Here is a 25,100-nt window from a genome sequence, read left to right as displayed (position 1 = left end):
CGGTGACCCCGTTCGCAGGGATGGCGGGCAGGGAGGCGGTGCGGTCGGAGGGCGCAGGGCGTGGGTCAGCCCTTGACGGCGCCGGTGAGCATGCCCTCCTTGAAGTGCGTCTGGACGAAGGGCGACAGCACGGCGACGGGCAGCAGCGCCATCACCATCACGGCCATCTGGATGGCCAGCGGGGAGAGTTCGCCGGTGTTGATCTGGGCGGCCAGGCCCACCGGCCGCTGCTCGCGCTGGACGAGCTGGATCATGACGTTCTGCAGCGGCATCATGTCCTGGTCCGTCAGGTAGATCGACGCGTTGAACCAGGCGCTCCAGTAGCCCACCGCGTAGAAGAGGGCGATGACCGCGATCACGGCCCGGGAGAGCGGCAGGACGATGCGGAAGAGGATGCGCCACTCCCCCGCTCCGTCGATGCGGGCACTGTCGATCAGTTCCTGGGAGATGTTCATGAAGAAGGCGCGCAGGACCAGGATGTTGAAGACGCTGACGGCGCTGGGCAGGATCAGCGCCAGGTAGGTGTCGGTGAGGCCGAGGGCCTGCACCAGCAGGTAGGTGGGGATGAGGCCCGCTCCGAAGAACATGGTGGCGAGCAGGGTCATCAGGATCCAGCGGTGGCCGAGGGAGCCGCTGCGGGAGAGGCCGTAGGCGCAGAGCACCGAGACGGCCATGCTGAAGAGGGTGCCGACCAGGGTCACGCCGACGCTGACCAGGGTGGCGCGCTGCACCTGCCCTCCGCCGAGCAGTTCCTGGTAGGCGACGAAGGTGATGCTCTTCGGGATCACGACCAGGCCGCCGGCCTCGTCGATGGTCTTCTTCGTCTGGAGGCTGGTGACGACGACGATCCACAGCGGGAAGAGGATCGACAGGCAGGCCAGGCCGAGGGCGAAGCCCTTGCCCGCCTGTCCGGCCGGGGAGGGCTCCTCCTCCCACGCGGGGCGGGGCGGGGCGCCCCACCGGCCGGGCCGCGGGCCGGGTCCGGCGGAGCGCTGCCCGCCGTGGGCCGGCGCGTCGTCCGCGGGGGTGCCGTCGGCCGGCGGCCCGCCGGCCGGTGTGCCGAGGACGGTGGTCATTTGCGGTAGACCCCCTGTTCGCCCATGAGGTGGGCGACCTTGTTGGCGCCGAGCACGAGGGCCAGGCCGACCAGGCCCTTGATCAGTCCCGCCGCGGCGGCGTAGCCGAAGTCCTGGTTGCGGATGCCGTTCCACCAGACGTAGGTGTCGAGGACCTCGGAGGCCTCGATCCCCACGGCCTGCCGTTGGAGGAGGAGTTGCTCGAATCCGACGGTGAGGGCGTCGCCCACCCGCAGGACCAGGAGGAGGGCGATCACCGGGCGCAGGGCGGGCAGGGTGACGTGCCACATGCGGCGCAGGCGTCCGGCGCCGTCCATGGCGGCGGCCTCGTACAGCTCGCCGGGGACGGAGGAGAGCGCGGCGAGGAAGACGATGATGCCCCAGCCGGCGTCCTTCCAGACGGCCTGCAGGGTGACCAGGTACTTGAAGACCTCCGGGTCGGTCATCAGGTCGAAGCCCTCGTAGCCGTGCTGACGGAGGGTCTGCGCGATGATGCCCGCGCCGCCGAAGATCTGCAGGAAGACGGTGACGACGAGGACCCAGGAGAAGAAGTGCGGGAGGTACATGATCGCCTGGGCGACGGCCCGCACCCGGGGGCGGACCACGCTGTTGATGAGCAGGGCGAGCACGACGGGGATGGGGAAGAACAGCACCAGCTGAAGGAAGAACAGCACGAAGGTGTTCCGCACGGCGTGCCAGAACGCGGAGTCCGCGAAGATCCGCTCGAACTGCTCGAACCCGATCCAGGGGCTCTCCAGGACGGCGACGAACCCGTTCTCGCTGAGGTAGGGGTCGTAGTCCTGGAAGGCGACCACGTTGCCGAGGATCGGCACGTAGTTGAAGACCAGGACCAGCAGCAGCGCCGGCAGGGTCATCAGGACGAGGGTGCGGTCGCGCCGCCACCGGGTGCGCAAGGGCTTCGCGCCCTCGCGCCCCGGGGGCCTCGTCGTGGCCCGCCTCGTCGTCCGGCCCCGGCCGGCCGGGCGCTTCTTCCCGGGGCCGGACCCGGGGTCGGGCGTCCCGGCCGGGCTCCGGGGCACCGTGCTGTGCGACACCGGCTACTCCTCGCGTCCTGTCGGGCTCACTTGGCGGTGCCGCTGTCGTCGAGCAGCTTGCGGTACCAGTCGCGCAGGCCGTCGCCGCCCTTGGAGCGCCAGTCGGACACGGCCTGCTGCACGTCGCTGATCTTCTTACGGCCGCGCACCACGTCGTCCTCGAGCTGCTCGAAGTCGTCGGCGAGGTTGGACCAGCGGTTGGGTTCGGTGACGGTGAGGCCGAAGAAGGAGGACTTCTTGGTGAAGGCGCCCATGCGCTGCTGCCACTCGACCATGCCGCGGGTGACGTCGGGCAGGTCGGGATAGGCGATGTAGGGGGCGGGGTTGCCGGTGTAGTCGTAGGCGCCGTTGACCTCGTTGACGCCCTGCGTGGTCTTGACCGGCAGCCCGTCCTTGATCTCGTAGTCGGTTCCCTCGACGCCGTAGGCGGTGAGCATGAACTCCTTGGTGCCGTAGGGAGCGGCGCAGAAGTTGCACAGTGCGAGGAAGTCCTTGACCTGCTGCTCGGTGGCCTTGCGGGAGATGAAGGTGAAGATGTTGGCGGGCTGGACCGCCCAGAGGGTCGGGTCGCCGCCGTCGGCGCCGAAGATGTCGAACGCGGCCATCTCGAAGTCGTCGCGCTGGGTGCGCTGTTCGGCGGTCTTGCCCCACCAGTCGGAGATGTTCTGGTTGTAGACCAGCACCTCGCCGGCGGTGAAGCGGTTGCCGGCCTCGCCGCCGGTCTTGCCCTGCACGGCGTCGGGGTGCACCACCTTGGCCGCGTAGAGCTTGCGCGTCCACTCCAGAGCCTCGAGGTAGGCGTCGGTCTCGACGCGGTTGACCAGCTTGTCGCCCTCCAGGTTCCACCACAGGGCCTTGTCGCTGCCGGAGAGGGTGCCGAAGATGTTGAAGGCCGTCCACTTCATGTCGTCGCAGGCCCAGCGCTTGGAGCGGGCGTCGGTGGCCTCCTTGGCCCAGGACAGGAACTCGTCCGGGCTGGTGGGCGGCGTCCAGCCCTCGTCGTCGAACACGTCCTTGCGGTACAGGGGTGCGATGTCGGTGATGTAGGGCGCGGGCATGGGCACCGCCCGCAGCTGCCCGCCGAAGATGCCGCGCTGCCAGGCCTCGGTGGGCACGGCGGCGAGGTTGGGGTAGTCCTTGACCTTGTCGCCGGACAGGTAGGGGCCGAGGTCGGCGAACTTGGCGTTGATGGCGCTGGGTATGCGGCCCATCAGGTTCCAGCCGGGGACGACCACGACGTCGGGGATGGTGCTGGAGGCGAGGACGGCGCCGAGCTTCTGGTCGTAGGTGTTGCCGTCCTGGTTCTGCCAGGTGACCTTGACGCCGGCGGCCTCGTCCATCGCCTTGTAGTACGGGTTGTCACCCTTGGGCGGGGTCCCCCAGAAGGGCGACATGACGGTGAGGGCGCCGCCGCTGCCCAGCTTGCTCGGGACCGAGGTCTTCAGTTCGGCCGCGGGGATCGCCTTGGTGAAGCCGGCCGCCGATCCGTTCTTCGTCGGCAGGTCCGGCGTGACGACGTTCGACGCCACGAAGGCCGGGAGGAGTTTGCGTGCGTCCTTGCCGGAGGTGGCGCCCTCCTTGCGGTCCTCCTGCTCGCCACCGCAGGCGGCGAGCAGCGGCATCCCGCCGGCCACCGCGGCGGTGACGACCGCGGTGGAGGCGAGGAAGCTCCTGCGGCTGGGGCCGGCGGAGGTGGGGGCGGCGTTCGGCGTCATTGCGTCAACCCTTCGTGGCGCACCAGGACACTCGGCGGTGGCCGGTCGGCTGCGGTGTCTTCGGCGGAGCTGGCTGAACTGGCTGAGCTGGAACGGTGGTCGACGACGGGGACGCCGGATGCGGCCCTGTCGAAGCGCTTCGATGTGCAGCGAGGTTAGGTGAACACCATGGGGCGCACAAGACTCGTTTCGAAACTTCCTGGGAGCGGGAACCGGCCGCCTTGTTCGCATGCGGTGCGGGGCTTGCCGGTGCGAGAAGGGATTGGGGGCACCGGCCGCCTTGACACCCGCGGGGGGTGCCGTCGAGCATCGAAGCGCTTCGAAAGCAGCCCGCCCTTCCAGCGCCAGGGGGACCACCCGTGACCGCAGCGCCGCCGTCCCTGCCTCCGTTCCGTGATCCTCGGTTGCCGTTCGCCCGGCGCGTGGAGGACCTGCTGTCACGTCTCACGGTGGAGGAGAAGGCGGCGTTCCTGCACCAGTTCGTGCCGGCCGTCGAGCGCCTCGGCGTCGCCGCCTTCCGGACCGGTCAGGAGGCGCTGCACGGCGTCGCGTGGATGGGGCCGGCCACCGTGTTCCCCCAGGCGGTGGGACTGGGGGCGACCTGGAACCCTGGCCTGGTGCGCCGGGTGGGCGAGGCGGTGTCGCGGGAGCTGAGGGCGATGCGCGCCCGTGACGCACGGGTGGGGCTCAACGTGTGGGCGCCGGTGGTCAATCCGCTGCGGCATCCGCTGTGGGGCCGCAACGAGGAGGGCTACTCCGAGGACGCCCGCCTCACCTCGGTGCTCGCCGCCGCGTACACCCGTGGCCTGCGGGGCGACCACCCGGTGTACTGGCGCTCGGCGCCGGTGCTCAAGCACTGGCTGGCGCACAACAACGAGACGGACCGCGACACCGCGTCCAGCTCCGTGCGTCCGCGGGTGCTGCACGAGTACGACCTGCGTGCCTTCCGCGGCGCGGTGGAGGCGGGCGCGGTCGCCGGGGTGATGCCCGCGTACAACCTGGTCAACGGCCGCCCGAACCATGTCTCGCCGTACCTGCGGGATCCGCTGCGCACCTGGACCGACCAGGATCTGCTGGTCTGCTCGGACGCGGGGGCGCCGTCGAACCTGGTCGACTCCGAGCACTATTTCGACACCCACGAGCAGGCACTGGCGGCCTCCTTGCGGGCGGGCGTGGACAGTTTCACCGATCACGGCGAGGACAGCGCGACGACGGTGGGCCGGATCCGCAAGGCTCTGAGCGAGGGGCTGCTGGAGGAGGCCGACCTGGACCGTGCCGTGGCCCGGCAGCTGTCGGTGCGTCTGCGGCTGGGCGAGTTCGACCCGGACGGGGGTCCGCACGCGCGCGACCATGCCTTCGACACGCCGGAGCACCAGGCGCTCGCCCAAGAAGCCGCCGAGCAGTCGGTCGTGCTGCTGAGGAACGAGGGCGTGCTGCCGCTCGCGCCCGGCGACCGGGTGGCGGTGGTCGGGCTGCTCGCCGACGAGTGCAAGGTCGACTGGTACAGCGGGGCCCTGATCCGCGGCCGCACACCGCTGGCGGGACTGCGGGAGCGGTTCGGCGCGGAGCGGGTGGAGTTCGCCGAGGGGGTGGACCGCGTCCTGCTGCGGACCGCCGCGGGCTCCTTCCTGCGGGTACCGCGGGCGACCGGGGCCTCCGGCTCGGCCCGCGACGCCGAGGGCGCCCTGGATCCGGCGCTGCTGACGGGCCGCACCGACCTGCCCCCGCTGACGACCGGGGAGACGGGCACCGAGTTCGCCGTCGTCGACTGGGGCGAGGGGGTGCTGACGCTGCGTGCGCCGGACGGCCGTCATCTCTCGGTCGCGGAGGACGGCTGCGTGCGCGCGTCGGCCGACCGCCCGGGAGGGTGGGTGGTCCAGGAAACCTTCCGTCTGGAGCCTCACGAGGACGGCCATCTGCTGCGGCACCTGGGCACCGGACGGTACGTGACGGTCGGCGCCGACGGTGTGCGGGTCGCGGAGGAGGGCGGGGCCGGGGAGGTCTTCCGCACGGTCTGGACCGCGCGCGGCGAGGAGGCGGTGGCCGCGGTCGCCGAAGGTGCGGACGTGGTCGTGGTGGTCGCCGGCAACGACCCGCACATCAACGGCCGCGAGACCGAGGACCGCGGGACGCTGCGGCTGCCCGCGCACCAGGAGCGACTGCTGCGCGCCGCCCGCGCCGCGAACGCGCGGACGGTGCTGGCGCTGGTGTCGTCCTACCCGTACGCGGTCGACGTCGAGGACGTCCCCGCCGTGCTGTGGAGCGCGCACGGCGGCCAGGCCGCGGGGACCGCCCTGGCGCGGGTGCTCGCCGGTGACGTCTCCCCCTCGGGGCGGCTTCCGCAGACCTGGTACGCGGACGACGCCGACCTGCCCTCGCTGCTCGACTACGACCTGATCGCCTCCCGGCAGACGTACCTCTACTTCGAGGGCCGGCCGCTGTTCCCCTTCGGGCACGGTCTGTCGTACGCCGCGTTCGCCTACGGGGACCTCTCGGCGCGGGTCGAGGGGGATGCGGTGCGGGTCTCCTTCTCGCTCACCAACGCGGGCGGCGTCGCCGCGGCCGAGGTGGCGCAGCTCTACATCCGGGCGGTGGCGCCGTCCGTTCCGCGTCCGCGGCGTGAACTGTTCGCGCACCGGCGTGAGGTGCTGGAGCCGGGGCGGAGCTCGGTCGTCTCCTTCGACGTCCCGCTGTCGCAGCTCGCCTTCTGGGACGTGGCGCTGGGCCGGCTCCGGGTGGAGGCAGGCGCCTACGAGTTCCTGGTCGGCGCCTCCAGCGAGGACGTCCGGCTGCGGGCGACGGTGACGGTGGACGGCGAGCCCGCGGTTCCCCGGCCGGTACCGGAGCGCGGGATCGACGCGGCCTCGTTCGACGAGCAGAGGGGTGTCGAGATCGTCGACCGGACCAAGGTGGACGGTGACGCGGTCACTCCCGTGGGCGGAGAGAGAGGTGAACTGCTCTACCGGAGCTGCGACTTCGGGTCGGGGGTGACCGGGGTGGTCGTGGAGGTGTCGGGGGCGGGGAGTGTGGAGCTGTTCCTCGGCGACGGCTCCCCCGCGGTCCGGCTCGGCCCGGAGGGCCCCACGGCGGGTCCGTACGACTACGCCGTGCTGAGCGCGCCCCTGGCCGCGCGCGGCGTGCACGACGTGCGGGTACTGCTGCGCGGGGCGTTGCGGCTGGCACGGATCGGGTTCACGGGCTGACGGATCGGGTTCACGGGCTGAGGACGCGGGGGCGCCTTTCGCGGCGGGTGTGCCCGCGCGGGTTGGCGTCCGCGCGGGCACGGTTCGGGTTCGGGTGACAGCGGGGGGTGCGAGGGCGTCGGCCTTCGGCCTGCGCTCCGTGCGGGTCGGCGTCCGCACGGCTCGGAGTCCGCGTGAGGGGCATCAGCACGGCGCGGTCCGCGCGGGCGCGTTCACGGAGCGGCGGGCCCGGTGGGGCCCGTGCCGTGCACCGGGTGGTCGGGGTGCGGTGGTGCGCGCGGGGCGGTGGTGGTGCGCCGGCCGCCCCGGGTGCGGTCACCGGCCCACACGGGCCCGCCTGCGGCGTCCTCGCCGGGGCGAGGGAACGCCCGGGCGGGGCCTGGCCCGCTGCGGCCGGACGTCGTCGATCCGGCTCTCCGTGCCCGGGAGTCTGCCCAGGTGGTAGAGCCATGCCGCCCCACCGGCGGAGAGGAGGCCGACGACCACGCAGCACGCCCACGGCAGCCACAGCTGTCCGGTGCGTTCCCCGACGTCCATCGCCCAGCCGACCGCACTGGTGCAGCCGGAGGCGGCGACCCCCGAGATGACGTAGAAGAACCCGAAGTACGTGCCGATCAGTCCGTCGGCGGCGTGCCGCGAGACCAGCTCGAGCGTGGACGGCTGGGTGGCCATCTGACCGAGTGCCAGCAGGAAGGCGCCGGCCGCGAGCGGGAGCAGGAGGAGCACGACGTCCGGCCGTCCCACGCTGTCGTTCTCGGGCACGTGGAGCAGGAGCAGCAGCGGGGGCAGGAAGGCCAGCCCCATGACGGCCAGGCCGGGCGCGATCCACGCGGCCGGGCCGCCCTTGGCCCGTACCAGGCGCGTCACGCGCAGCTGGAGGGCGAGGCTGGCCAGGGCTCCGACCATCGGTATGACCGCCGCGGCCGCGGGCGCGCCCGACACGTGCTGCGCCGCGTTCACGAACAGCAGGTACACCTGGTTCTCCAGCGCCGTCAGGGCCGTCATGGTGAGGGAGAAGGTCAGGAAGTGCCGGTCGCTCAGGACGTGGAGACAGCCGCGGAGGATCGAGCAGTTGCGGCTCCGCCGCTCGGCCCGGCCGACGCGGGCGTGGGCCGGCAGCATGAAGAGCTGAAGCATCGTCATCGCCGCGAGCACGACCGCGGCGGTGACCGCCGTCGCCCGGAAGTCGATCATGCACAGCGCGCTGCCCAGGGCCAGGCCGATCAGCCCGCCGGTGGCGGTGAAGACGTTGAGCATGGCGAAGACCTCGGCCCGGCGGTCCGGCGGGGCGGCCTGGGCGGCGCAGGTCCGCATGGCCGGATAGAGCATGGCCCCGGCGACGCCGGTGAGGACGGAGGCGGCGAACACCGCGCGGACGTCGTCCACGACGGCGAACAGCGCGAAGCCCGACAGGCGCAGGAGACAGCCGATCGGGATGACGCGGTGCCCCCCGATCCGGTCGGAGGCGGTTCCCCCCAGCACGACCAGGCCCTGATGGCTCAGCTGGATGGTGCCCAGGACGGCTCCCACGGTCGCCGCGGACATGCCGAGGCTGCCGCCGAGGTGTCCGGCAAGGAAGGGGAACAGCAGGAAGGTCCCGATGTCGATGCCGAGTTGGTTCACCATCAGGAACCGGACGGTCGGCGGGAAGCTGCGGACCGTGCGGAAAGTGTCCATGGGGCGTCCTTGCGCACGGCCCGTCGGACTGGCCCGGTGCGCAGGGAGGTCCGTGCATATGCCATTCACCATAGGGAACGGCATGTGTCGCTCGACTCCGATTGCGCAGACATCTACCCCATCGAGCGACGGGGTTCATATGGCCGCACGATCAGGTGGTCCGACGCTCGTGCGCGGGCTCACCACAATCACCCCGAGTGGTGAGAACGTGCGCCCCCACCTCGGCAAACACCCGGGCGACACGGTAGCCGCCGCGCCTTCCGGCTGGTGGGAGGCGGAGCGGCCGGTGCGGCGGGAGGGCGCACGCGAGGCACCTCAGGGCAGCACCTCACGGTGCGCCGCGAACGGGCAGGTCTGCGGGTGCGAACGCCCCTTGCTGTCACACGGACCGTGATGGCGACGGCGCGTGACGGCGGCGCCGCCGGACGGTGCGGTCGCCCCCGTCGGGCCGAGTTGCAGGCCGCTGCGGCGGGGAGCAGAGTGTTGTCAGGGCACGTCTGCGCACCGTCGAGCCGCGGCTCCGGTGACGCTCCTCGGGCGGACGAGGAACACAGGTGAACACAGGCCACGCCCGGTCCCAGCGCATCTCTCGGAACTGTTTTGGAGTCGCCATGCCCGGAGTTTCCCGGAGGACCCGAAGGAGGATCCCCCGTCTTGTCGGCGCGTCCTGCCTGGCGGCCTCGCTGACCCTCCCGGCGGGCGTGACCACCGCGGTCGCCGCGCCCTGGGATGTCGGGCGGACGGCGGTCGGCGAGGCGGAGCCCACCCCTCCCCCGCCGCCGACGGACCCCCAGACACCGGAGCAGCAGACTCCGGACCCTCCGCAGGACACGCAGGATCCGGGAACGCGGCCCCCGGAGACCGACACCCCCGAGACCCCCGACACGGAGCCCGGGACGGACGTCCCCGAGTCGCCGGACGACCTCACGGCGGAGGACCGGGACAAGACCGACCAGGCACTGGACCGGATCGACGACCTGGACGTGCCCGCGGAGGTGAAGGCCGAGCTGAAGCAGGCCGTGGCGAAGATCGCCGGGGCCCTCGACGATCCGAACACGAGCCCCGGCGACGCGAAGATCTATCGCCAGATCCTCACCGACATCAACGCCGCCCTGGTCCCCGTCGCGGATCCCGCGACGCCCCCGGAGAAGCGGCGCGCCCTGACGGACGGGCTCCGGTCCCTGGACGGGGTGCTCACCACGGCGACGAACGAACAGGCGCCCGCTGCGGAGAGCACCGCCTCCCGGCAGCTGGCGGGCAATGTGGCCCGGTGCACGGCGCTGCTCGCCGCCGGGAACGCCGCCTCGGGCAGGCAGCGGGAGGCCGACACGTCCATGCGGCACTACCGCACCGTCGTGGCCGGGACGACGGACCAGCCGAGGATCGAGGCGTCCCAGGACAGGACGGCGGTCGCGCGCGAGGTGAACACCCAGGCGCGGGCCTTGGCGACCTCGCAGAATCCCCAGGCGACGGACGGGGACCGGGAGGAGGCCGACAAGGAGCTGGAGCGGTCGGACCGGGTGACCGAGAACTCGGGTTACCGGCAGGTCATCCGTCAGGTGAAGAGCTACGACGCCTCCGACATGTGCGTCTCGGCCATCGAGGAACGGACGCGTCAGGCCGGCTGGTCGATAGGGTCGTTGTGGGGCCTCTCGGACGATGCCTGCAAGGAGCCGCGGTCCGCCGGGGTCGACGACACCTCGAGCGACTGGAACAAGCTGTTCGTCTGCGTGGACGACAAGAACTTCTCGTCCTGTCCCGCCTACATCCCGAAGGACTGAGCAGGCCTCCGGGCCCGGGCGGCGGTCACCGACGGAGTAGTCCGCCTTGAGGTCCGCCGCCCCGGGTCCCAACCTTGTCGCATGGGCATCCAGCCATGGGTGATCGTCGAGGCGCCGGACGCCCGCGGCCTCCGCAAGGTCGTGATCAACGGCGAGGTGGCCGGAACCGCCTGGTCGTTCGACGAGCTGGTGCGGCTCCTCGGCCGCCTCGGCTACCCACCCTCCACGGACATGCAGGACCCGGCCACCGTGCTCTGGCGCGGCAGGGACAGTGGAATCTGGCCCGACCGCCCGTGGCGCAGGCGGGCCACCGCGGCACTGATGTTCCTGGGCCTTCTCGTCTCCGCCGCACTGCACATGGCGATCGGGTGGCCGGACGCCCTGAAGGCGCTGACCTTCGCGCAGAGAATCGTCGGGGCCATCTTCGTCCTGGCGGGCCTGGTCCAGTGCGTGGCGGCAGCGGCGGTCTTCGACCACTTCGGCCGGCGGCGTTCGCGGGTGTCCGGCTCGCTCGTCCTGCTCGGTGCGTTCATCGCCCTGCCCACCAGCGCGATGCTCATCTTCATGTGGCTGGAGGAGCGGGAGTACACGCCCTATCTGCTGGTGTTCATGCCGCTGTCGCTCTGGTCCGTGTGGGCACTGGTCCTCCTGGTCCGGGAGAAGGCGTGGAGGGGTGTGCCACAGCCGAAGAAGTTCGCCGCCGGGGTGGTCTTCAGCGGGCTCCTGACGGCCGTCAGCCTCGCCTACTCGACGATGTACCAGCCCACCGCGGAACCGATCCGCTTCGTCCTCAAGGCGACCTTCGGCCGGCCGCAGACCGACGCCGACGCCGGCTATGTCGCGGTCCCCCTGACGCTGTACGTGAAGAACGACGGGGGAATTCCCGTCTACGTCGTCAACGACGACTACACGGTGTGGGGGTCGGAGTTCAGCCGTTCCGAGGAAGGCGAAGGGCTGCGGAACTGGGCGGAGGACACCAAGTTCCGTTACGTCCCGGAGGCCGAGCGCTACGCCCGCGCGACGGACAGAGAGGTGCTGCGCACCGGGCATTTCTACGGCCCCGGCGCCTGGCTCGACGCGGGCGAGGAGTTCTCGTCGCAGAAGGTGGTCAGGCTTCCCAAGGACGCCGGCTACGGCGAGCTGGAAGCGACCGTGTCGATGAACTACATGCGGAAGGACCGCGGCAGGATCGACGACCGGTTCAGCTCCCCGGTGTTCTCCTGGGACAGGAACAACAAGCGGTTCTACTGTCCTCCGGAACAGTGCGGGGAGAACGTCGTCTACCACGGCCGGGTGCGTCACAACAACAACCTGGTGAACGTGACGCGCAGGCCGCGCTACGTCACGGCGATCTGGAGCCCGAGGCGGGGCCCCAGTGTCTTCATCTCCTCGTTCGACTTCGGCACGCGGGGCCTCTACGTCTACGGCGAGAGCATCGACAAGGCGGAGGTGGCGAGGGAGAAGGACCGGTTCGGCACCGCGATGGTCTCCGCCAACGCGAAGCTGCTCACGTCCGGTTTCCTACGCCGTCCGGGGACCGGCTGAGTCCGCGGTGCGCCGGTCAGGCCGGTCCGTCGGTGGGGAGGCGGGGCGGGTCCAGCCAGTCCTGGGAGAGGCCGAGGTCCGTGACGCTGGTGAGGGGTTCGCCCCAGGTGCGGCCCGGACGGGTGTCGGTGAGGAACCAGCACGCGAAGTGGTCGTCCAGGACGCCGCGGCTGGAGGGCAGGTAGCAGGTGAAGAGCGGCTGCTCGCCGATGCCGAGGCCGTGGAGCGGGGCGACGCGGGGCGCGTCGCCGACGACCAGGCGGGCCCTGGCCCGGTGGCCGAGGGCGACGTCCGCGTCGCCTTCGAAGTAGACGAAGGACTTCATCAGCATGCCCCGGAAGGCACAGTAGTTGGCCGCGCCCAGACGCAGCGGCAGGGCTGTCGCGGGCGGGCGCTCGACCTCGATGTACGTGCCGGCGCGGCCGTCGTCCTCGTACCTGCTGGAGACCGTGGAGCCGCCGACGGTGAAGTCCAGGTGGGCCTGGTGCTTGGGCATGCCCCAGATGCCCTTCCCGCCCTTGACCGAGACCTCGCTGCTGACCGGCAGGTCGAGCACGTACTGTCCGGTGCCGAAGACGCCGGGCAGCAGCCCGGGCAGCAGCGGGGGCGCCGGGCGGGGGCCGTGGGTGCAGGCGAGGGCGAGGGAGTACTCGATGTACCGTCCGATGTCGGTGCTGCGGTAGTCGATCACGGTGACCACGAGCACCCCGTGACCGCCCGGGAGCGTCAGGGGGTGCAGTTCGCACCCGGGCAGCAGGCGGGCCGCGGCCTCGCGGTCGACGGGGAAGGCGGCCATCAGCACGGGTGAGTCCGCGGAGTTGACCGGCATGCGGAAGGGGATGCCGTCGACCAGGGCGTGCCGGCCGGCGAGGCGGCGCTGACGCCGGGGGTAGGGGGACGGCAGGGCGCGCAGGACCGGGCGGACCAGGGACGGCAGTACGGGCGGGAGTGCCTTGGGCGCGGTCATCGTGCCAGCTCCTCGAGGATCAGGGGAAAGCTGTCGGACGCCGCCCGGTGTCCGAGGAAGACGTCCAGGTGCCCGTAACCGGGCAGGACGTGCAGGCTGTCGCGGCCTGGGCGGTGGCGCCGCAGGAAGTCGAAGGTCCGCCGCTGGCTGTCGGCGAGGAAGCAGCGGTTGTCCCGGCCCGCCAGGAGGACGACGCGCGCGTCGGTGCGCGGGGCCTCCTCGGCGAACGAGGGGGGCAGCCCCCTCACCGCTCCGGTCGCCACCAGCTGTCCGGCCCGCACGCACCGCGCCATCTGGGCGAAGAAGGTCATCGGGACCTCGGCGAACTCGCCGCGGATCCAGTCGTGGGTCGCCTCGTCGAGCTGCTCGTGCGACCACAGCGCGGGCCGGCCGCTGCCGTAGGTGAAGCTCACCATGCGGCACACCCGGTTGCGGCACTCGGGGTGGGTGGCGCGTACGCCCTGGACCACCAGCCAGGGGACCGTGCCGCGGGGCCGGTCGCCCCAGGCCGGGGAGATGTACGGCGTCAGCCGGCTGATCACCGGCGCGAGGCGGCCGATCTTGACGGTGGAGAACCGCGGGATGACGGGGTGCAGCGAGACCGCGTTGCTGACCACGGTGTCCACCTCGGGCAGCAGCCCCGCGGCGGCGGCCATCATGAACGAGGTCGAGCCCTGGCAGTGCACGACCGCCTTGAGCCGGTCGGCGCCCGTCGCGGCCAGTACGTGCGCGACCGCGGCCGGATGGTCGTAGGCGGCCGCCTCGTCCAGGGTCCACGGCGTCGGCTCGAAGTCGATCGACGCGCGCCAGTTGAGCAGCCACACGTCCCAGCCCTCGTCGATGAGGGCGTCCACCAGGGTGCGGGGCGTGGGTGGGCGGAAGATCTCCGCGCGTACTCCCGCGCCGTGGACCAGGAGGACGGGGCCGCGTGTCGGCGGGTGGCGTCCGCTGACGTGGACGAGGGTGAGCGGCCGTCCGTCCAGCGCGGTCAGCGGGCGCACCTCGGTGACGTGGTCCCGGCGGGTGGTGGGCCGCGACGGGCGGGTCACGGGCGACGGTGTGGCGGTCACGGTGTCCTCGCCTCCCTGGCGATCACGATCGGCTCCTCGATCAGGCTCACGGACGGCAGCCTGGCGGGTACCGGCCGTCCGCCGCCGGCGGGGTCCTCCGTCACCTCCCAGTCGCGGCAGACGCCGTCGAGGACGAGGGGGTGCACGGTGAGGGTGCCGTCGGGGGCGATCCGGATCCGCAGGAAGCCCTTGCCGTCCTCGACGCCCTGGCCCGACATCTGCCACTCGCAGACCGTGCCGTGACGTGCCGACAGCAGCCACAGGGCGAACGCCTCGGAGCCGGCGAACGCGCCGACGGCGCCGGCCAGGAGCAGGCACAGCAGCAGGACCGTCCATCCGGGCCAGCCGGCCGGGAAGGGCAGGCTCACGGCGGCCACCAGGGCCAGCAGGGCCACTCCCGCCTGCAGGAGGACGGCGGACGCCGGTCTCGGGGGCCTGGCGGGCGCGGGTACCCGTAGCCCTCCCTTGCGTCGCCGGCGCGCCAGGTGGACCAGCCAGGGCACGGCCGTCAGCGCCGCGGCGACGCCGGCGAAGGCCCCGGCGAAGCGCAGGACGTCCGCCCAGCCGCCTGCGCGGACCGCGTCGACGGGTCCGGTCCCCAGGGACAGGCCGAACAGGAGGGCTGCCAGCAGGAACAGGACGATGTGCAGGCCCCCCGTCAGCAGTCCGAAGCCGGGGTTGCGCCGGGTCACCCAGAACCGCTTCCACGGCTGCGCGATGCGGCGGGCCAGGCGGCGGGACTCCCCTCGCGGCGGGTGCGTCCGGTGCGTCAGGTGGAAGTCCACCGGGTCGTCCTTCTCCTGCAGGCGGGCCTCGGGCGGCGGCAGCGCCAGCCGTTCGGGGAGTCGGTGGGTGGCCGTCAGGTAGGCGCCGCCCAGTCCGCAGGTGACCATCTGGCGGCGGCGGGGGTCGGGAGGCGCCCCGCCGGTGCCGGGCGGGTCCGTCTCGAGGTGTTCGGCGTAGCGGGCGTAGTGGTGGCGGTCCCCGGTCAGCCACAGTCGCACCGAGGCGCCGGTCGGGGTGCGGGCGCCGCTCTCCCGGTCGGTGAGGCGGGTGCGGACGACGTTGCGGTCGAACCAGTGCAGGGCGTCGAAGGCGTCGGCGTCCCCTTCGACGCACTTGACCCAGGCGGGCACGGCGGAGCAGACGATGACGCCGTCGCCCGGTCCCAGCCGTGCGGACAGGTGGGTCTCGAAGAACCGGAGCTGCGGCTCGTCGAAGGAGGACTCGAACTGGCTGTCCAGCCCGGCCAGCCACCAGCCCTGCGGCAGTTGGACGACGAAGTAGCTGCGGTTCTGGCGGGTACGCCAGCCGCCGATGTCGCGCTGCTGGGCGAAGACCCGGAGGAAGGACGTGAGGCCGTCGTACCAGTCGTGGTTGCCGGGCAGGGCGACCATCAGCGGGCCGGGGCCGGTGGGCAGTGCGGCGCGGTAGGGGCCCGTCATCCGGTTGGCGTACGCCGACGCCGAGGCCACCGGGTAGACCTCGTCGCCGCCGAGCACCAGCATCGAGCCTCGCGGCAGCCTCGTGGGTTCGCCGTCCTGACGCTCCACGGGCAGGTCGTCCTCGGCCAGGGTCCAGGCGACGGAACTGGTCGCGTCGAAGCCGTCGCCGAGGTCCGCTGCGTAGTCGAACCACATCTCCGTGGCATCCGGGTCGTCGAGGGGCGCGCGCAGGGGCCGCGCGTCCAGGGCTCCCTGGATCTCCCGTTTGTCCAGGTAGCCGGCGAGGGTCACGCCGAGTACGACCTTGCCGACGCTGCGGGCCAGTTCGCCCGGTTCGAGCCACCGCACCCGTTCCTCGGGGACGAAGGGCAGTGCGAGCTCCTTCGCCCTCCGGTGCAGTTCGGGGGACCTCATCGCAGGCCCTCCCGGCCGAGCCACGGGGCGTACACGTCCCACAGTTCGCCCAGGAACAGGCGCCCGAAGCGCTGCAGCGCCCGTCCGGGGTGCGGGCCGTCGGTGCGGAAGGTGGTCAGCTGCTGGGCGAAGTCGTCGGGCCTGATGGTGAGGACGCCCGCTCCGAGGACGGGCGCGTCCGCGTCGTCCCGCGGGGCGACGTGCCCGGCGAGCAGGCGCACGTACAGGGTGGTGGTGTCCTGCCAGACGTCGGCGCCGGGGTCGTCCCGGATGTCCTTGTGACCGGTCAGCGTCACCGGGTTGCCGCCGGGGTCGCGCAGTTCCAGCCGGTAGAGCATGCGCCGGTCGGCCGGGTCGTCGCCGCGGGTGAAGAGGTTGAACGATCCGCGTTCGACGGGGAGGCGGCCGCCGAGGACGTCGCAGTCGACGTGCCCGGTGGCGACGGCGGGGTGCGCGGGGTCGTCGGCGAAGCGGTCGACGTCGTCGGTGGTGATGGTCAGGCGGAAGGACAGGCGTTGCCGGAGCTGTCGGCCCGTTTCGCGGCCGCGCAGGGGGTCCTGCTCCCCCAGGGCGGCGTGGCCCTTCATCTCCTCGGTGAAGGAGAGGGCCGTGGGCCGCCCACCGGCGGGTGAGCCTGCGGGTGGGTCGGCGGGTGAGTCGTCGGGCGGCCGGCTCCCGGGGGTGTCCCGCGGGTCCGTGGGGGTCGGGGTGCCGGCGTCGGGGTGGCGGGGCGTGGAGGCTTCCTGTTCCAGGAGGCGGTCGCAGGCGCGGTCGGCGAAGGCGGCGATGGTCAGCGACGGGTTGGCGCCGACCGGGCCGGGCAGCGCCGAGCCGTCCAGGACGTACAGGCCGGGGAAGCCGAAGACCTCGCCGAAGGAGTCGCAGACGCCCTCGCCGGGGTGCCGGCCCATGGGGGCGCCGCCGAGGGGATGGACGGTGATCACCCGGTGCGACCACCACAGCGGGTTGTCGTGGAACTCCGCCCCCAGTTCGGCGCCGAGGTCGCTCATGACCGACCGCAGGCGTTCGAAGTAGCGCAGTGACGTCGCGGTGGTCCAGTCGACGTCGAGGTAACCGTTGCGCAGGCCCATCCGGCCGTCCGGCACGTCGCGGCCCATGCCGAGCAGGGGCAGGGAGGCGTCGGAGAACTCGGCCGGTCCCAGCAGCGTCGACATCCGGCGGCTGATGTTGCTCTGCGGGCTGCGGCTCAGCCGTGCCCGCAGCCGGTGGGCGGCGAACGCGAGCATCCGGCGGGTGGACCCGGGCATCTGGGCGGCCTCGGCAAGCCAGTCGACGAACGCGGGGTAGCCCGCGTCCTCGACGTAGAAACCGCGCCGGTCGCGGCTTCCGCCGTCGGCCCCGTCGTGTTCGGCCCCGTCGTGTTCGGCCCCGCCCTCCCCGTCGAGCGTGTCGCCGACGCGCACCGCGCTGGTGATGACCGGTCCGGTGCTGCCGCGCAGGCTGCGCGGCGCGCCCTGGGCGTCGGTGGCGTGCAGGAGCAGGCCGAGCAGGTCGCCGTTGCCGCAGAAGCGGGTGCCCAGTGCGGCGCTGATGCCGGGCAGCGCGGCGCGGTTGCGCAGCAGCAGGTAGCTGGAGCCGAAGGTGCCGGCCGCGAGGACCAGCGTGCGGCAGGCGATCCGGCGGACGGGAAGCCGGTCGGTCGGCGTCCGCCGGCCTTCCGCCTCCTCCTCGTGCACGACGTAGCGCACCTCGTAGCCGCCGCCCGGCCGGGGCGAGAAGCCGCGCACCTCGCAGCGGGTGCGCAGGTCGGCGCCGTGATGGTGGGCGGCCGACAGGTAGGTGTGGTCCAGGGTGTTCTTGGAGCCGTAGTTGCAGCCGACGTCGCACTCGCCGCTCAGGCGGCAGGTGCTCCGGGGCAGGCCGTGGAGGTTGCCGTAGTCCGGCTCGTCGATCGGTGCGCCGGGCACCGGCGGGGCGCCCGGCCGGGACGCGAAGGTCACCGCGAGCGGGGGCCGCGAGACGGGGAGACCCGCTCCGTCCGCGGCCTCGTGCAGCGCGACGGTCTTGGGGGTGTCGGTGTAGGGGTAGGGGGTGGCGCCGAGCATCCGCTCGACGCGGTCGTAGTGAGGGTCGAGGTCCTGCCGACCGAGCGGCCAGTTCTCGTAGCCGCCGCCCGGCAGCGGTGACTCGTGGACGAACCAGTGCTCGTCCTTGCGCAGGAGGACGTTCGCGTAGATCAGGGAGCCGCCGCCGAGCCCACTGGAGACGACCCCTTCGAGGCCGCGGAAGGACCACAGGTCGAACAGGCCGTGCAGGCCTTCGCTCGGGTCCCAGAAGTTGCGGGACATCGCCGCGGGCGAACGGGCGAAGCTGCCGGGTGGGTACGGCTTGCCCCGCTCCAGCAGCACCACCGACCGCCCGCCCTCGGCCAGGCGGTGCGCGGCGACGGACCCTCCGAAGCCCGAGCCGACCACGACGGCGTCGGTCGTCTCCGTGGCGGTGGGCGGGCGCTGGGCGGGACGGTTGTGGCTGGCCATCGGATCTCCCGGAGTCCGACTGCGGCCCCCTGCTTCCATCGTCGTGCCACCGCACGGCGGGCGCAACGGCAGCCGCGGGGCGTGCGGCGCACCGGAGCCGCGGACCAACGGGGCGGACACGCACCGTGGTTGGCCGGGTTCGGTGCGGATCGGCTGCCCGCCGGGAGCCGGCCGCGCGACCGCCTCCCGGCGGCCTCCGGTCAGACCAGGACGCGGTAGTGCGTGGTCAGGCGTCCGTCGTCGTCCAGCACGTGGAAGGCCAGGCCCGGGGGCTGGTCGCGGTCGGCGGGCGCGTCGCCCTCCCACGGGAGGCGGAGGGTCCAGGTGACGGCCGGGCCGACGATCACGGGGCGGCCGGCGAAGGTGGAGGCGGCCGCCGTGTGCGCGTGGCCGGTGAGGAGGGCGACCACGGCGGGGTGCGCCTCCAGCAGGGCGGCGAGGTCCTGGGGTCGCTGGAGCCTGCAGGAGTCGGGCAGCGGGTGGTGGAGGTCCACCGGCGGCTGGTGGAAGGCGAGGAGCGCGGGCACGCCCTCCGGCAGGGCGGTGAGCTGGGCGTGGGCCCACTCGAGGGTCTCGCCGTCGAGCAGGCCTTCGTCACGGCCGGGGACGGTCGCGTCGATCATCAGGACGGCGGCCCCGGCGACGTGGTGGACGCGGTTGACGGGGCCGGGAGCGGGCTCCTCGCCGAGCAGGGCCTTGCGGTAGGCCCCCCGCGCGTCGTGGTTGCCGGGGCAGGTGAGGACGGGGAACGGGGCCTGGAGGATGCGGGCCGCCTCCTCGTACTCCGCCTCCGTGCCGTGGTCGGCGATGTCGCCGGTGACCAGCACCGCGTCGACCGGGCGGGGCAGCGCGCGCAGGTGCTCCATCACGCGTTCGGCACGTCGGGTGGCCCGCTCGCTGCCGTCCAGGTGTAGGTCGCTGATCTGTGCCAGCAGCACCGTCATCCCGCGCCTCCTTCGGCGGCCCTGCCGCCGGTCGTCGCCGGGACGCCTCGCCCCGGCTTGCCGCACTAACGGAAAAGCTCGTGTTTGCCGTTAGTGACACTAGAGTGCGCCCGTGGCTGTCGGCAACCGGCCGGCGGAACGGCGGAAGGGGACCCTGGTGGGGCGGTGGCTGGCGCTGGAACTGGCGAGCACGATCCGCCACGACGGCGACGGCGGCGTCGCGGACGATCTGGCCACCGTGGCGGGCGCCGCCCGCTGGCTCCACGGGTGCGCGGATCTGTTGTCCGGGGACCTGCCGGAGGGCGGGGTCGTGGCGGACGAGGCCCTGCGGGAGGAGATCGTCGGGGTACGGCGGGCGGTCCGGGCCCTCTTCGCGCGGGCGGTCGCCCCCGGGCCGCCGAGCCCCGCCGACTCGGCCCGTCCGATGCCCTTCGACGAGGCGCTGGACCGGCTGAACACGGCCGCCGCGCGTGCGGCGGTGACGCCGCGGCTGGAGTGGCCCGAGGAGGGCGCGCCGGCCGTCCGCGTGCTGCCCGCGCAGGAGTCCCCCGCCTCGCGGCTGGTGGCGGCGCTGGCCCGCGACGCGATCGGTTTCCTGGCCGGGCCGCAGCGCGAACTGCTGCGGGCCTGCACGGCGCCGCGCTGCGTGCGGTACTTCGTGAAGAGCCACGGCCGGCAGGAGTGGTGCAAGGTCTCCTGCGGGAACCGCGCCCGGGCGGCCCGCCACTACCGGCGTCACCGCACGGAGGCGCAGGACGGCCCCGACGGCCCCGCCCCGTCCTGAGACGCGGGCGGGGCGGTCCGGCGGCGGATCATCCGGCGGTGTAGGCCGCCAGGTGCTCGGCGGTGACGGTCGCGCCGGAGGCGACCAGGTCGGCGGGGGTGCCCTCGAAGACGACGCGGCCGCCTTCGCGGCCCGCGCCGGGACCGAGGTCGACGATCCAGTCCGCGTGCGCCATCACCGCGAGGTGGTGCTCGACGACGACCACGGACTTGCCCGAGTCCACCAGCCGGTCCAGGAGGGTGAGGAGTTGTCCGACGTCGGCGAGGTGGAGGCCGGTGGTCGGTTCGTCGAGGACGTAGACGCCCCCCGGATCGCCCATGTGCGTGGCGAGCTTCAGGCGCTGGCGTTCGCCGCCGGAGAGGGTCGTCAGGGGCTGGCCCAGGGTGAGGTAGCCGAGGCCGACCTCCTCGAGCCGGGTGAGGACGCGGTGCGCGGCAGGCGTGCGGGCCTCTCCGGCGGCGAAGAACTCCAGCGCCCGGGACACCGGCATCGCGAGGACCTCGCTGATGTCGCGGCCGCCGAGGCGGTACTCGAGGACGGCCGGCTGGAAGCGCTTGCCCTCGCAGTCCTCGCAGGGCGTGGAGACCCCCGCCATCATGGCCAGGTCGGTGTAGATGACGCCGGCGCCGTTGCAGACCGGGCAGGCGCCCTCGGAGTTGGCGCTGAACAGGGCGGGCTTGACGCCGTTGGCCTTGGCGAAGGCCTTGCGGATCGGCTCCAGCAGCCCCGTGTAGGTGGCCGGGTTGCTGCGTCGCGAGCCGCGGATCGCGCCCTGGCCGACGGAGACCACGCCCGCCTCTGCGGCGAGCGGGCCGCCCACCAGGGATCCGTGCACCAGTGAGCTCTTGCCGGAGCCGGCGACCCCGGTCACCACGACGAGGACGCCGAGCGGGATGTCGACGTCCACGTCATGGAGGTTGTGGGTGCGCGCGCCGCGGATCTCGAGCTGCCCGGTGGGGGTGCGCACCTTCTCCTTGAGGGTGGTGCGGTCCTCCAGGTGGCGCCCGGTGACGGTGGCCGAGGTGCGCAGGCCCTGGACGGTGCCCTCGAAGCAGACGGTGCCGCCCTCGGTGCCGGCGCCCGGGCCGAGGTCGACGACGTGGTCGGCGATCGCGATCGTCTGCGGCTTGTGCTCGACGACCAGCACCGTGTTGCCCTTGTCGCGCAGGCGCAGCAGCAGGTTGTTGACCCGCCGGATGTCGTGGGGGTGCAGGCCGACGGTGGGCTCGTCGAAGACGTAGGTGACGTCGGTGAGACTGGAGCCGAGGTGGCGGATCATCTTGACGCGCTGGGCCTCCCCGCCGGACAGGCTGCCGGTGGGACGCTCCAGGGCGAGGTAGCCGAGGCCGATCTCGACGAAGGAGTCGAGGACGCCGCGCAGGGCGGTGAGCAGCGGGGCCACCGAGGGCTCGTCGAGTTCGCGGATCCAGGCGGCGAGTTCGCCGATCTCCTGGGAGCAGAGGTCGGCGATGCTGCGGCCGCGGATGCGGGAGGAGCGGGCCGCCTCGTTGAGGCGCGTGCCCTCGCACTCGGGGCAGGTGACGAAGGTGACGGCCCGGTCGACGAACTCGCGGATGTGGGGCTGCATCGCGTCGCGGTCCTTGGAGAGGATCGACTTGCGCAGCTTGGGGATGAGCCCTTCGTAGGTGAGGTTGGCGCCCTCCACCTTGACCTTGACGGGTTCGTGGTGGAGGAAGTCCTCCATCTCCTGCTCGGTGAAGTCGCGGATGGGCTTGTCGGGGTCGAAGAAGCCGGACGCCGCGTAGATCCTGGCGGTCCACCAACTGTCGGACTTCCAGCCGGGGATGGTGAAGGCTCCCTCGCTGATCGACTTGCTGTCGTCGTAGAGCTGGGAGAGGTCGATGTCCGAGACGGCTCCCCGTCCCTCGCAGCGCGTGCACATGCCGCCCGCGCGGGAGAAGGTCTGCTTGACGGTCTTCTGGTTGCCGCGCTCGACGGTGATGGCGCCGCTGGCCCGCACGGAGGGCGTGTTGAACGAGAAGGCGTTGGGCGGGCCGATGTGAGGGTCGCCGAGACGGCTGAACAGGATGCGCAGCATGGCGTTGACGTCGGTGACGGTGCCGACGGTGGAGCGGGGGTCGGCGCCGATGCGTTCCTGGTCGACGACGATGGCCGTCGTCAGACCTTCGAGGACGTCGACGTCGGGCCGGGCGAGGGTCGGCATGAACCCCTGGACGAAGGCGCTGTACGTCTCGTTGATCAGGCGCTGGGACTCGGCGGCGACGGTCTCGAACACCAGGGAGCTCTTGCCGGAGCCGGAGACGCCGGTGAAGACCGTGAGGCGGCGCTTGGGGATGTCGACGCTGACGTCACGGAGGTTGTTGACGCGGGCGCCGTGCACCCGGATCACGTCGTGGGTGGCCGAGGCGGGTGCGTGTCTGCCGTCCGTGGTCGTGGTCCCGGCTTCGCTCATGACGTCCTCCAACGTGGCGGGGAAGAGGGGGAAGGGCTGGTCCGGCGGCGGCGCAGGGGCGATCGGCGTCCGCGTTCCGCTGGATCGCGGTCGCCTTCACCCCAAGATCGGCCACGCCGGCAACACTAGACGCCCGCACCGACAACGCGGGCTCTTTCCCCTGTACCGGCCCGGCCTGCCCTGAATCGGCTCCTTCGGGGTATTCGCGTGCTCACGCGACGGGCGGTGCGCCGCCCGTCGTCCTGGACGACGAGCGAGGACGGGAGGTGATCGTCGTGTCGACCATGCAGCAGCCCCCGGCCGGCGGCGGCCGCAGCGGCGCCCATGGCGCCGACGAGCCGATGGGCGAGTTGGTGCAGCGCGCGTCGCAGCAGCTGACGGAGCTGGTACGCGGCGAGATGAAGCTGGCGCAGGCGGAGATGAAGGAGAAGGGGCGGCGCTACGGCAAGGGCGGCGGACTGTTCGGCGGCGCCGGGGTGGTCGGCTTCCTGACGCTGCAGGCGCTGGTGGCCACCGTGATCGCCGGCCTGGCGGTGCCGCTGCCGGTGTGGGCCGCCGCGCTGATCGTCACCGTGGTGCTCGGCGCGATCGCCGCGGCGATGGCCCTGAGCGGCAGGAAGCAGATCAAGGAAGGCGCACCGCCGACGCCCGAGGAGACGGTGCGGAGCGTGAAGGCCGACGTGGCCGAGATCAAGGAGAGCGTGAAGCGATGACCCAGCCGTCGAACGACGAGTCCACCGCCGCCGGCGAGGAGGATCTGCGGGACCATGTGGAGGCGACCCGCCAGGAGCTCGGGAAGACGGTCGAGGCGCTCGCGGCCAAGGCGGACGTCAAGTCCCGGGCCCAGGAGAAGGCCGCCGAGGTCAAGGGGCAAGCCGCCGCCAAGGCCGGCGAGTTGAAGGTCAAGGCGGCGCAGGGAGCCCGGGCGGCACGGGACCACCGTGCCCTGCTGCTGACGGCAGCGGGCGTGGTCGTCCTGGTGTGGCTGGCGCGCCGTCGCTCGAAGGGGTGAGCGGAAGAGGGTGCCGGACTCCGGCCGGGCCATGGTCGGGCCGGAGTCCGACGTGAGACGGGGGTGCCGGCGCGGCTGTGGACGCCGGCACCCCCGAGGCCGTTCCGGTCGCCACCCTCCTGCCGGCGCGGGCCTGTCCTCCTGGGCGCCCGGCCTGCACCGGGCCCTCGTCCGCCTGGACGGAGGCAACCTTCGTCCGCGCCCCTGCGTCGAGGACCGCCTCGGCGACCTCTTCGGGCGTGCGCCCGTCGGTGGCGACCACCACGCGGGCGACCTCGGTGTACAGGTGGCGACGGGCCTCCATCAGCTCACGCCACTGCTTGCGCGGGTTGACCGTCAGCAGCGGGCGGGCGACGTTCAGCCCGGTGCGCCGGACGGCCTCGTCGACGTCCATCGAGAGGTAGACGACCGGGTGCGCGGCCAGCAGGGCCCGCGAGTCGGCGTCGAGGATCGCGCCGCCGCCGAGGGCGAGGACGCCCTCGTGCTCGGCGAGCGCGGCGGCGACGGCCGCCTTCTCCAGGGCCCGGAAGTGCTCCTCGCCGTCGTCGACGAAGATCTCCGAGATCGCGCGGCCCGCCCAGGTGCCGAAGGCCAGCTGTCCGTTGGCCTCCTGCCCGAGCTCCGGGACGAGTTGTCGCTCCACCCCCACCGAGTGGTCTCCGGCCTTGGGGATGAACAGCGGCCGCACCACCCAGGCCCGCGGCGCAAGAACCTGCTCGGCCTGCTCGACGAGTGCCGCACGGATGGGCGACCAGTCCCAGGTGGAGCTGCTGATGAAGTGGTGCAGGCTCTGTTCCACCGCAGCCCCGCCGGTGAGAGTGGCGATGTTGCGGATCGACTTGCGCCCCTGGGCCGCCAGCAGGCCGCCCAGATACTGCCGGGCCCTCAGCCTCTGATCACTGCGGCGCAACGACGAGAAGAGCACCGCACCCAAGTCGTCGCGCCCATGGCCGACCAGGTGGACGTCTGCGCGCGTCCGGTGGCTGGCGACGACTTGCGCGTTCACGGTCTTCCTCCGCTCTCCGACGTCAACGGCCTCGCCACCACACTGGCCGCTCGGGGCGCGGGAAGGGGAGGTGCTCCGGGAACACACCTGTGCCGGTGGGCGGTCGTCGGGCCCCCGAACGGTGACCGATGCGCAGGTCGCCGCAGTGGTCACCGGCGCGCTGGAGTCGGCGCCGAAGAGCTCTGCGCACCAGCCGCACCGGTCGGAGACGTTCGAGCTGTCGACCCGTCCGGGGCTGCGTGGGCATCGCATCGTCTCCGACTGCGCCATGGCCGGGTCGAGGTCGATCACGGTCGCCCCGAACAAGGTGCAGGAAGCGGTCGGAGGAGGTGGACAAGTGGTGACTCCCGGGTCGTCGGTCCGGCGGGAGCCCGCGGCGAACTTCCCACGCCGGACGGGGTTTTGGGGGCGCCGGGAACACACTCGCGACCGCGGGCCGCGGTCGCGTCCGCGGCTCGACCCGTTTCCTCGCTC

16 protein-coding genes and 1 pseudogene are annotated in these 25,100 nt (G+C 72.6%); 6 read left to right on the top strand and 11 right to left on the bottom strand.

All coding sequences use genetic code 11. The features are described from left to right. Positions 1–65 precede the first annotated feature (65 nt). From ACFRAV_RS18500 to ACFRAV_RS18490, 3 genes are read right to left on the bottom strand one after another with little or no spacing between them, the layout of a single operon-like run. Entirely contained in the window at positions 66–1,076 is a 1,011-nt protein-coding gene (locus tag ACFRAV_RS18500) for an ABC transporter permease subunit (RefSeq protein WP_382556787.1), read from the bottom strand. Then, the gene (locus ACFRAV_RS18495; RefSeq protein ID WP_382556786.1) at positions 1,073–2,131 is read right to left on the bottom strand and encodes an ABC transporter permease; all 1,059 of its coding nucleotides are present in this window, start codon (positions 2,129–2,131) and stop codon (positions 1,073–1,075) included. Before ACFRAV_RS18495 ends, ACFRAV_RS18500 begins: the two co-directional genes overlap by 4 nt. A 26-nt stretch (positions 2,132–2,157) precedes the next feature. Further along, a complete protein-coding gene (locus tag ACFRAV_RS18490; RefSeq protein ID WP_382556784.1) occupies positions 2,158–3,846 on the bottom strand; it encodes an extracellular solute-binding protein in 1,689 nt (562 codons plus the stop codon). Positions 3,847–4,205: 359 nt separating this feature from the next. Here ACFRAV_RS18490 and ACFRAV_RS18485 point away from each other — a divergent pair, with 359 nt between their 5' ends. Continuing rightward, the gene (locus tag ACFRAV_RS18485; protein WP_382556781.1) at positions 4,206–7,049 is read left to right on the top strand and encodes a glycoside hydrolase family 3 C-terminal domain-containing protein; all 2,844 of its coding nucleotides are present in this window, start codon (positions 4,206–4,208) and stop codon (positions 7,047–7,049) included. A 315-nt stretch (positions 7,050–7,364) separates the two neighbouring features. Here the strand turns inward: ACFRAV_RS18485 and ACFRAV_RS18480 are convergent, their stop codons facing one another. Beyond that, positions 7,365–8,726: an MFS transporter gene (locus ACFRAV_RS18480; RefSeq protein ID WP_382556779.1), complete on the bottom strand. Its 1,362-nt coding sequence runs from the start codon at positions 8,724–8,726 to the stop codon at positions 7,365–7,367. Between the two features lie 611 nt (positions 8,727–9,337). On the opposite strand from ACFRAV_RS18480, the gene ACFRAV_RS18475 reads away from it, so the two are divergent. Both ACFRAV_RS18475 and ACFRAV_RS18470 read left to right on the top strand, forming a co-directional pair. After that, positions 9,338–10,507 carry a hypothetical protein gene (locus ACFRAV_RS18475; protein ID WP_382556776.1) on the top strand — a complete coding sequence of 390 codons (1,170 nt, stop codon included), beginning with the start codon at positions 9,338–9,340 and terminating at the stop codon, positions 10,505–10,507. 81 nt (positions 10,508–10,588) lie between these two features. Beyond that, positions 10,589–12,052, top strand: coding sequence for a Yip1 family protein (locus ACFRAV_RS18470; protein ID WP_382556774.1), 1,464 nt, complete (start codon positions 10,589–10,591; stop codon positions 12,050–12,052). A gap of 16 nt (positions 12,053–12,068) precedes the next feature. Here the strand turns inward: ACFRAV_RS18470 and ACFRAV_RS18465 are convergent, their stop codons facing one another. From ACFRAV_RS18465 to ACFRAV_RS18445, 5 genes are all read right to left on the bottom strand, one after another. Continuing rightward, complete coding sequence (locus tag ACFRAV_RS18465) at positions 12,069–13,019, bottom strand: acetoacetate decarboxylase family protein (protein WP_382556773.1); 951 nt, start codon at positions 13,017–13,019, stop codon at positions 12,069–12,071. Then, entirely contained in the window at positions 13,016–14,089 is a 1,074-nt protein-coding gene (locus ACFRAV_RS18460; RefSeq protein ID WP_382556770.1) for an esterase/lipase family protein, read from the bottom strand. Before ACFRAV_RS18460 ends, ACFRAV_RS18465 begins: the two co-directional genes overlap by 4 nt. Further along, positions 14,086–15,948 (bottom strand): hypothetical protein, encoded by a 1,863-nt coding sequence (locus ACFRAV_RS18455; RefSeq protein WP_382556767.1) that lies wholly within the window; start codon positions 15,946–15,948, stop codon positions 14,086–14,088. The genes ACFRAV_RS18460 and ACFRAV_RS18455 overlap by 4 nt, the downstream gene beginning before the upstream one ends. Beyond that, entirely contained in the window at positions 15,945–18,446 is a 2,502-nt protein-coding gene (locus tag ACFRAV_RS18450; RefSeq protein WP_382556766.1) for a GMC oxidoreductase, read from the bottom strand. The genes ACFRAV_RS18455 and ACFRAV_RS18450 overlap by 4 nt, the downstream gene beginning before the upstream one ends. Positions 18,447–18,646: 200 nt before the next feature. Beyond that, positions 18,647–19,390, bottom strand: coding sequence for a metallophosphoesterase (locus tag ACFRAV_RS18445; RefSeq protein ID WP_382556763.1), 744 nt, complete (start codon positions 19,388–19,390; stop codon positions 18,647–18,649). Positions 19,391–19,547: 157 nt separating this feature from the next. On the opposite strand from ACFRAV_RS18445, the gene ACFRAV_RS18440 reads away from it, so the two are divergent. After that, positions 19,548–20,174 (top strand): CGNR zinc finger domain-containing protein, encoded by a 627-nt coding sequence (locus ACFRAV_RS18440; RefSeq protein ID WP_382556809.1) that lies wholly within the window; start codon positions 19,548–19,550, stop codon positions 20,172–20,174. A 28-nt stretch (positions 20,175–20,202) separates the two neighbouring features. Here ACFRAV_RS18440 and ACFRAV_RS18435 read toward each other — a convergent pair whose 3' ends face one another. Continuing rightward, positions 20,203–22,608, bottom strand: coding sequence for an ATP-binding cassette domain-containing protein (locus tag ACFRAV_RS18435; protein ID WP_382556761.1), 2,406 nt, complete (start codon positions 22,606–22,608; stop codon positions 20,203–20,205). Positions 22,609–22,949: 341 nt separating this feature from the next. Between ACFRAV_RS18435 and ACFRAV_RS18430 the strand changes: the two genes are divergently transcribed. Both ACFRAV_RS18430 and ACFRAV_RS18425 read left to right on the top strand, forming a co-directional pair. Next, complete coding sequence (locus ACFRAV_RS18430) at positions 22,950–23,321, top strand: phage holin family protein (protein ID WP_382556808.1); 372 nt, start codon at positions 22,950–22,952, stop codon at positions 23,319–23,321. Continuing rightward, complete coding sequence (locus ACFRAV_RS18425) at positions 23,318–23,620, top strand: DUF3618 domain-containing protein (RefSeq protein ID WP_382556759.1); 303 nt, start codon at positions 23,318–23,320, stop codon at positions 23,618–23,620. Before ACFRAV_RS18430 ends, ACFRAV_RS18425 begins: the two co-directional genes overlap by 4 nt. A 205-nt stretch (positions 23,621–23,825) precedes the next feature. On the opposite strand, the pseudogene ACFRAV_RS18420 reads toward ACFRAV_RS18425, so the two are convergent. After that, positions 23,826–24,878 (bottom strand): annotated as a pseudogene (locus tag ACFRAV_RS18420) (shikimate kinase); the annotation flags it as partial. Positions 24,879–25,100 lie beyond the last annotated feature (222 nt).

The sequence above is a fragment of the Streptomyces sp. NPDC056600 genome, from assembly GCF_042792855.1.
Taxonomy (GTDB): domain Bacteria; phylum Actinomycetota; class Actinomycetes; order Streptomycetales; family Streptomycetaceae; genus Streptomyces.
Note: the sequence above shows the minus strand (reverse complement) of the source record. Positions and strands in the feature narration are given on the sequence as shown.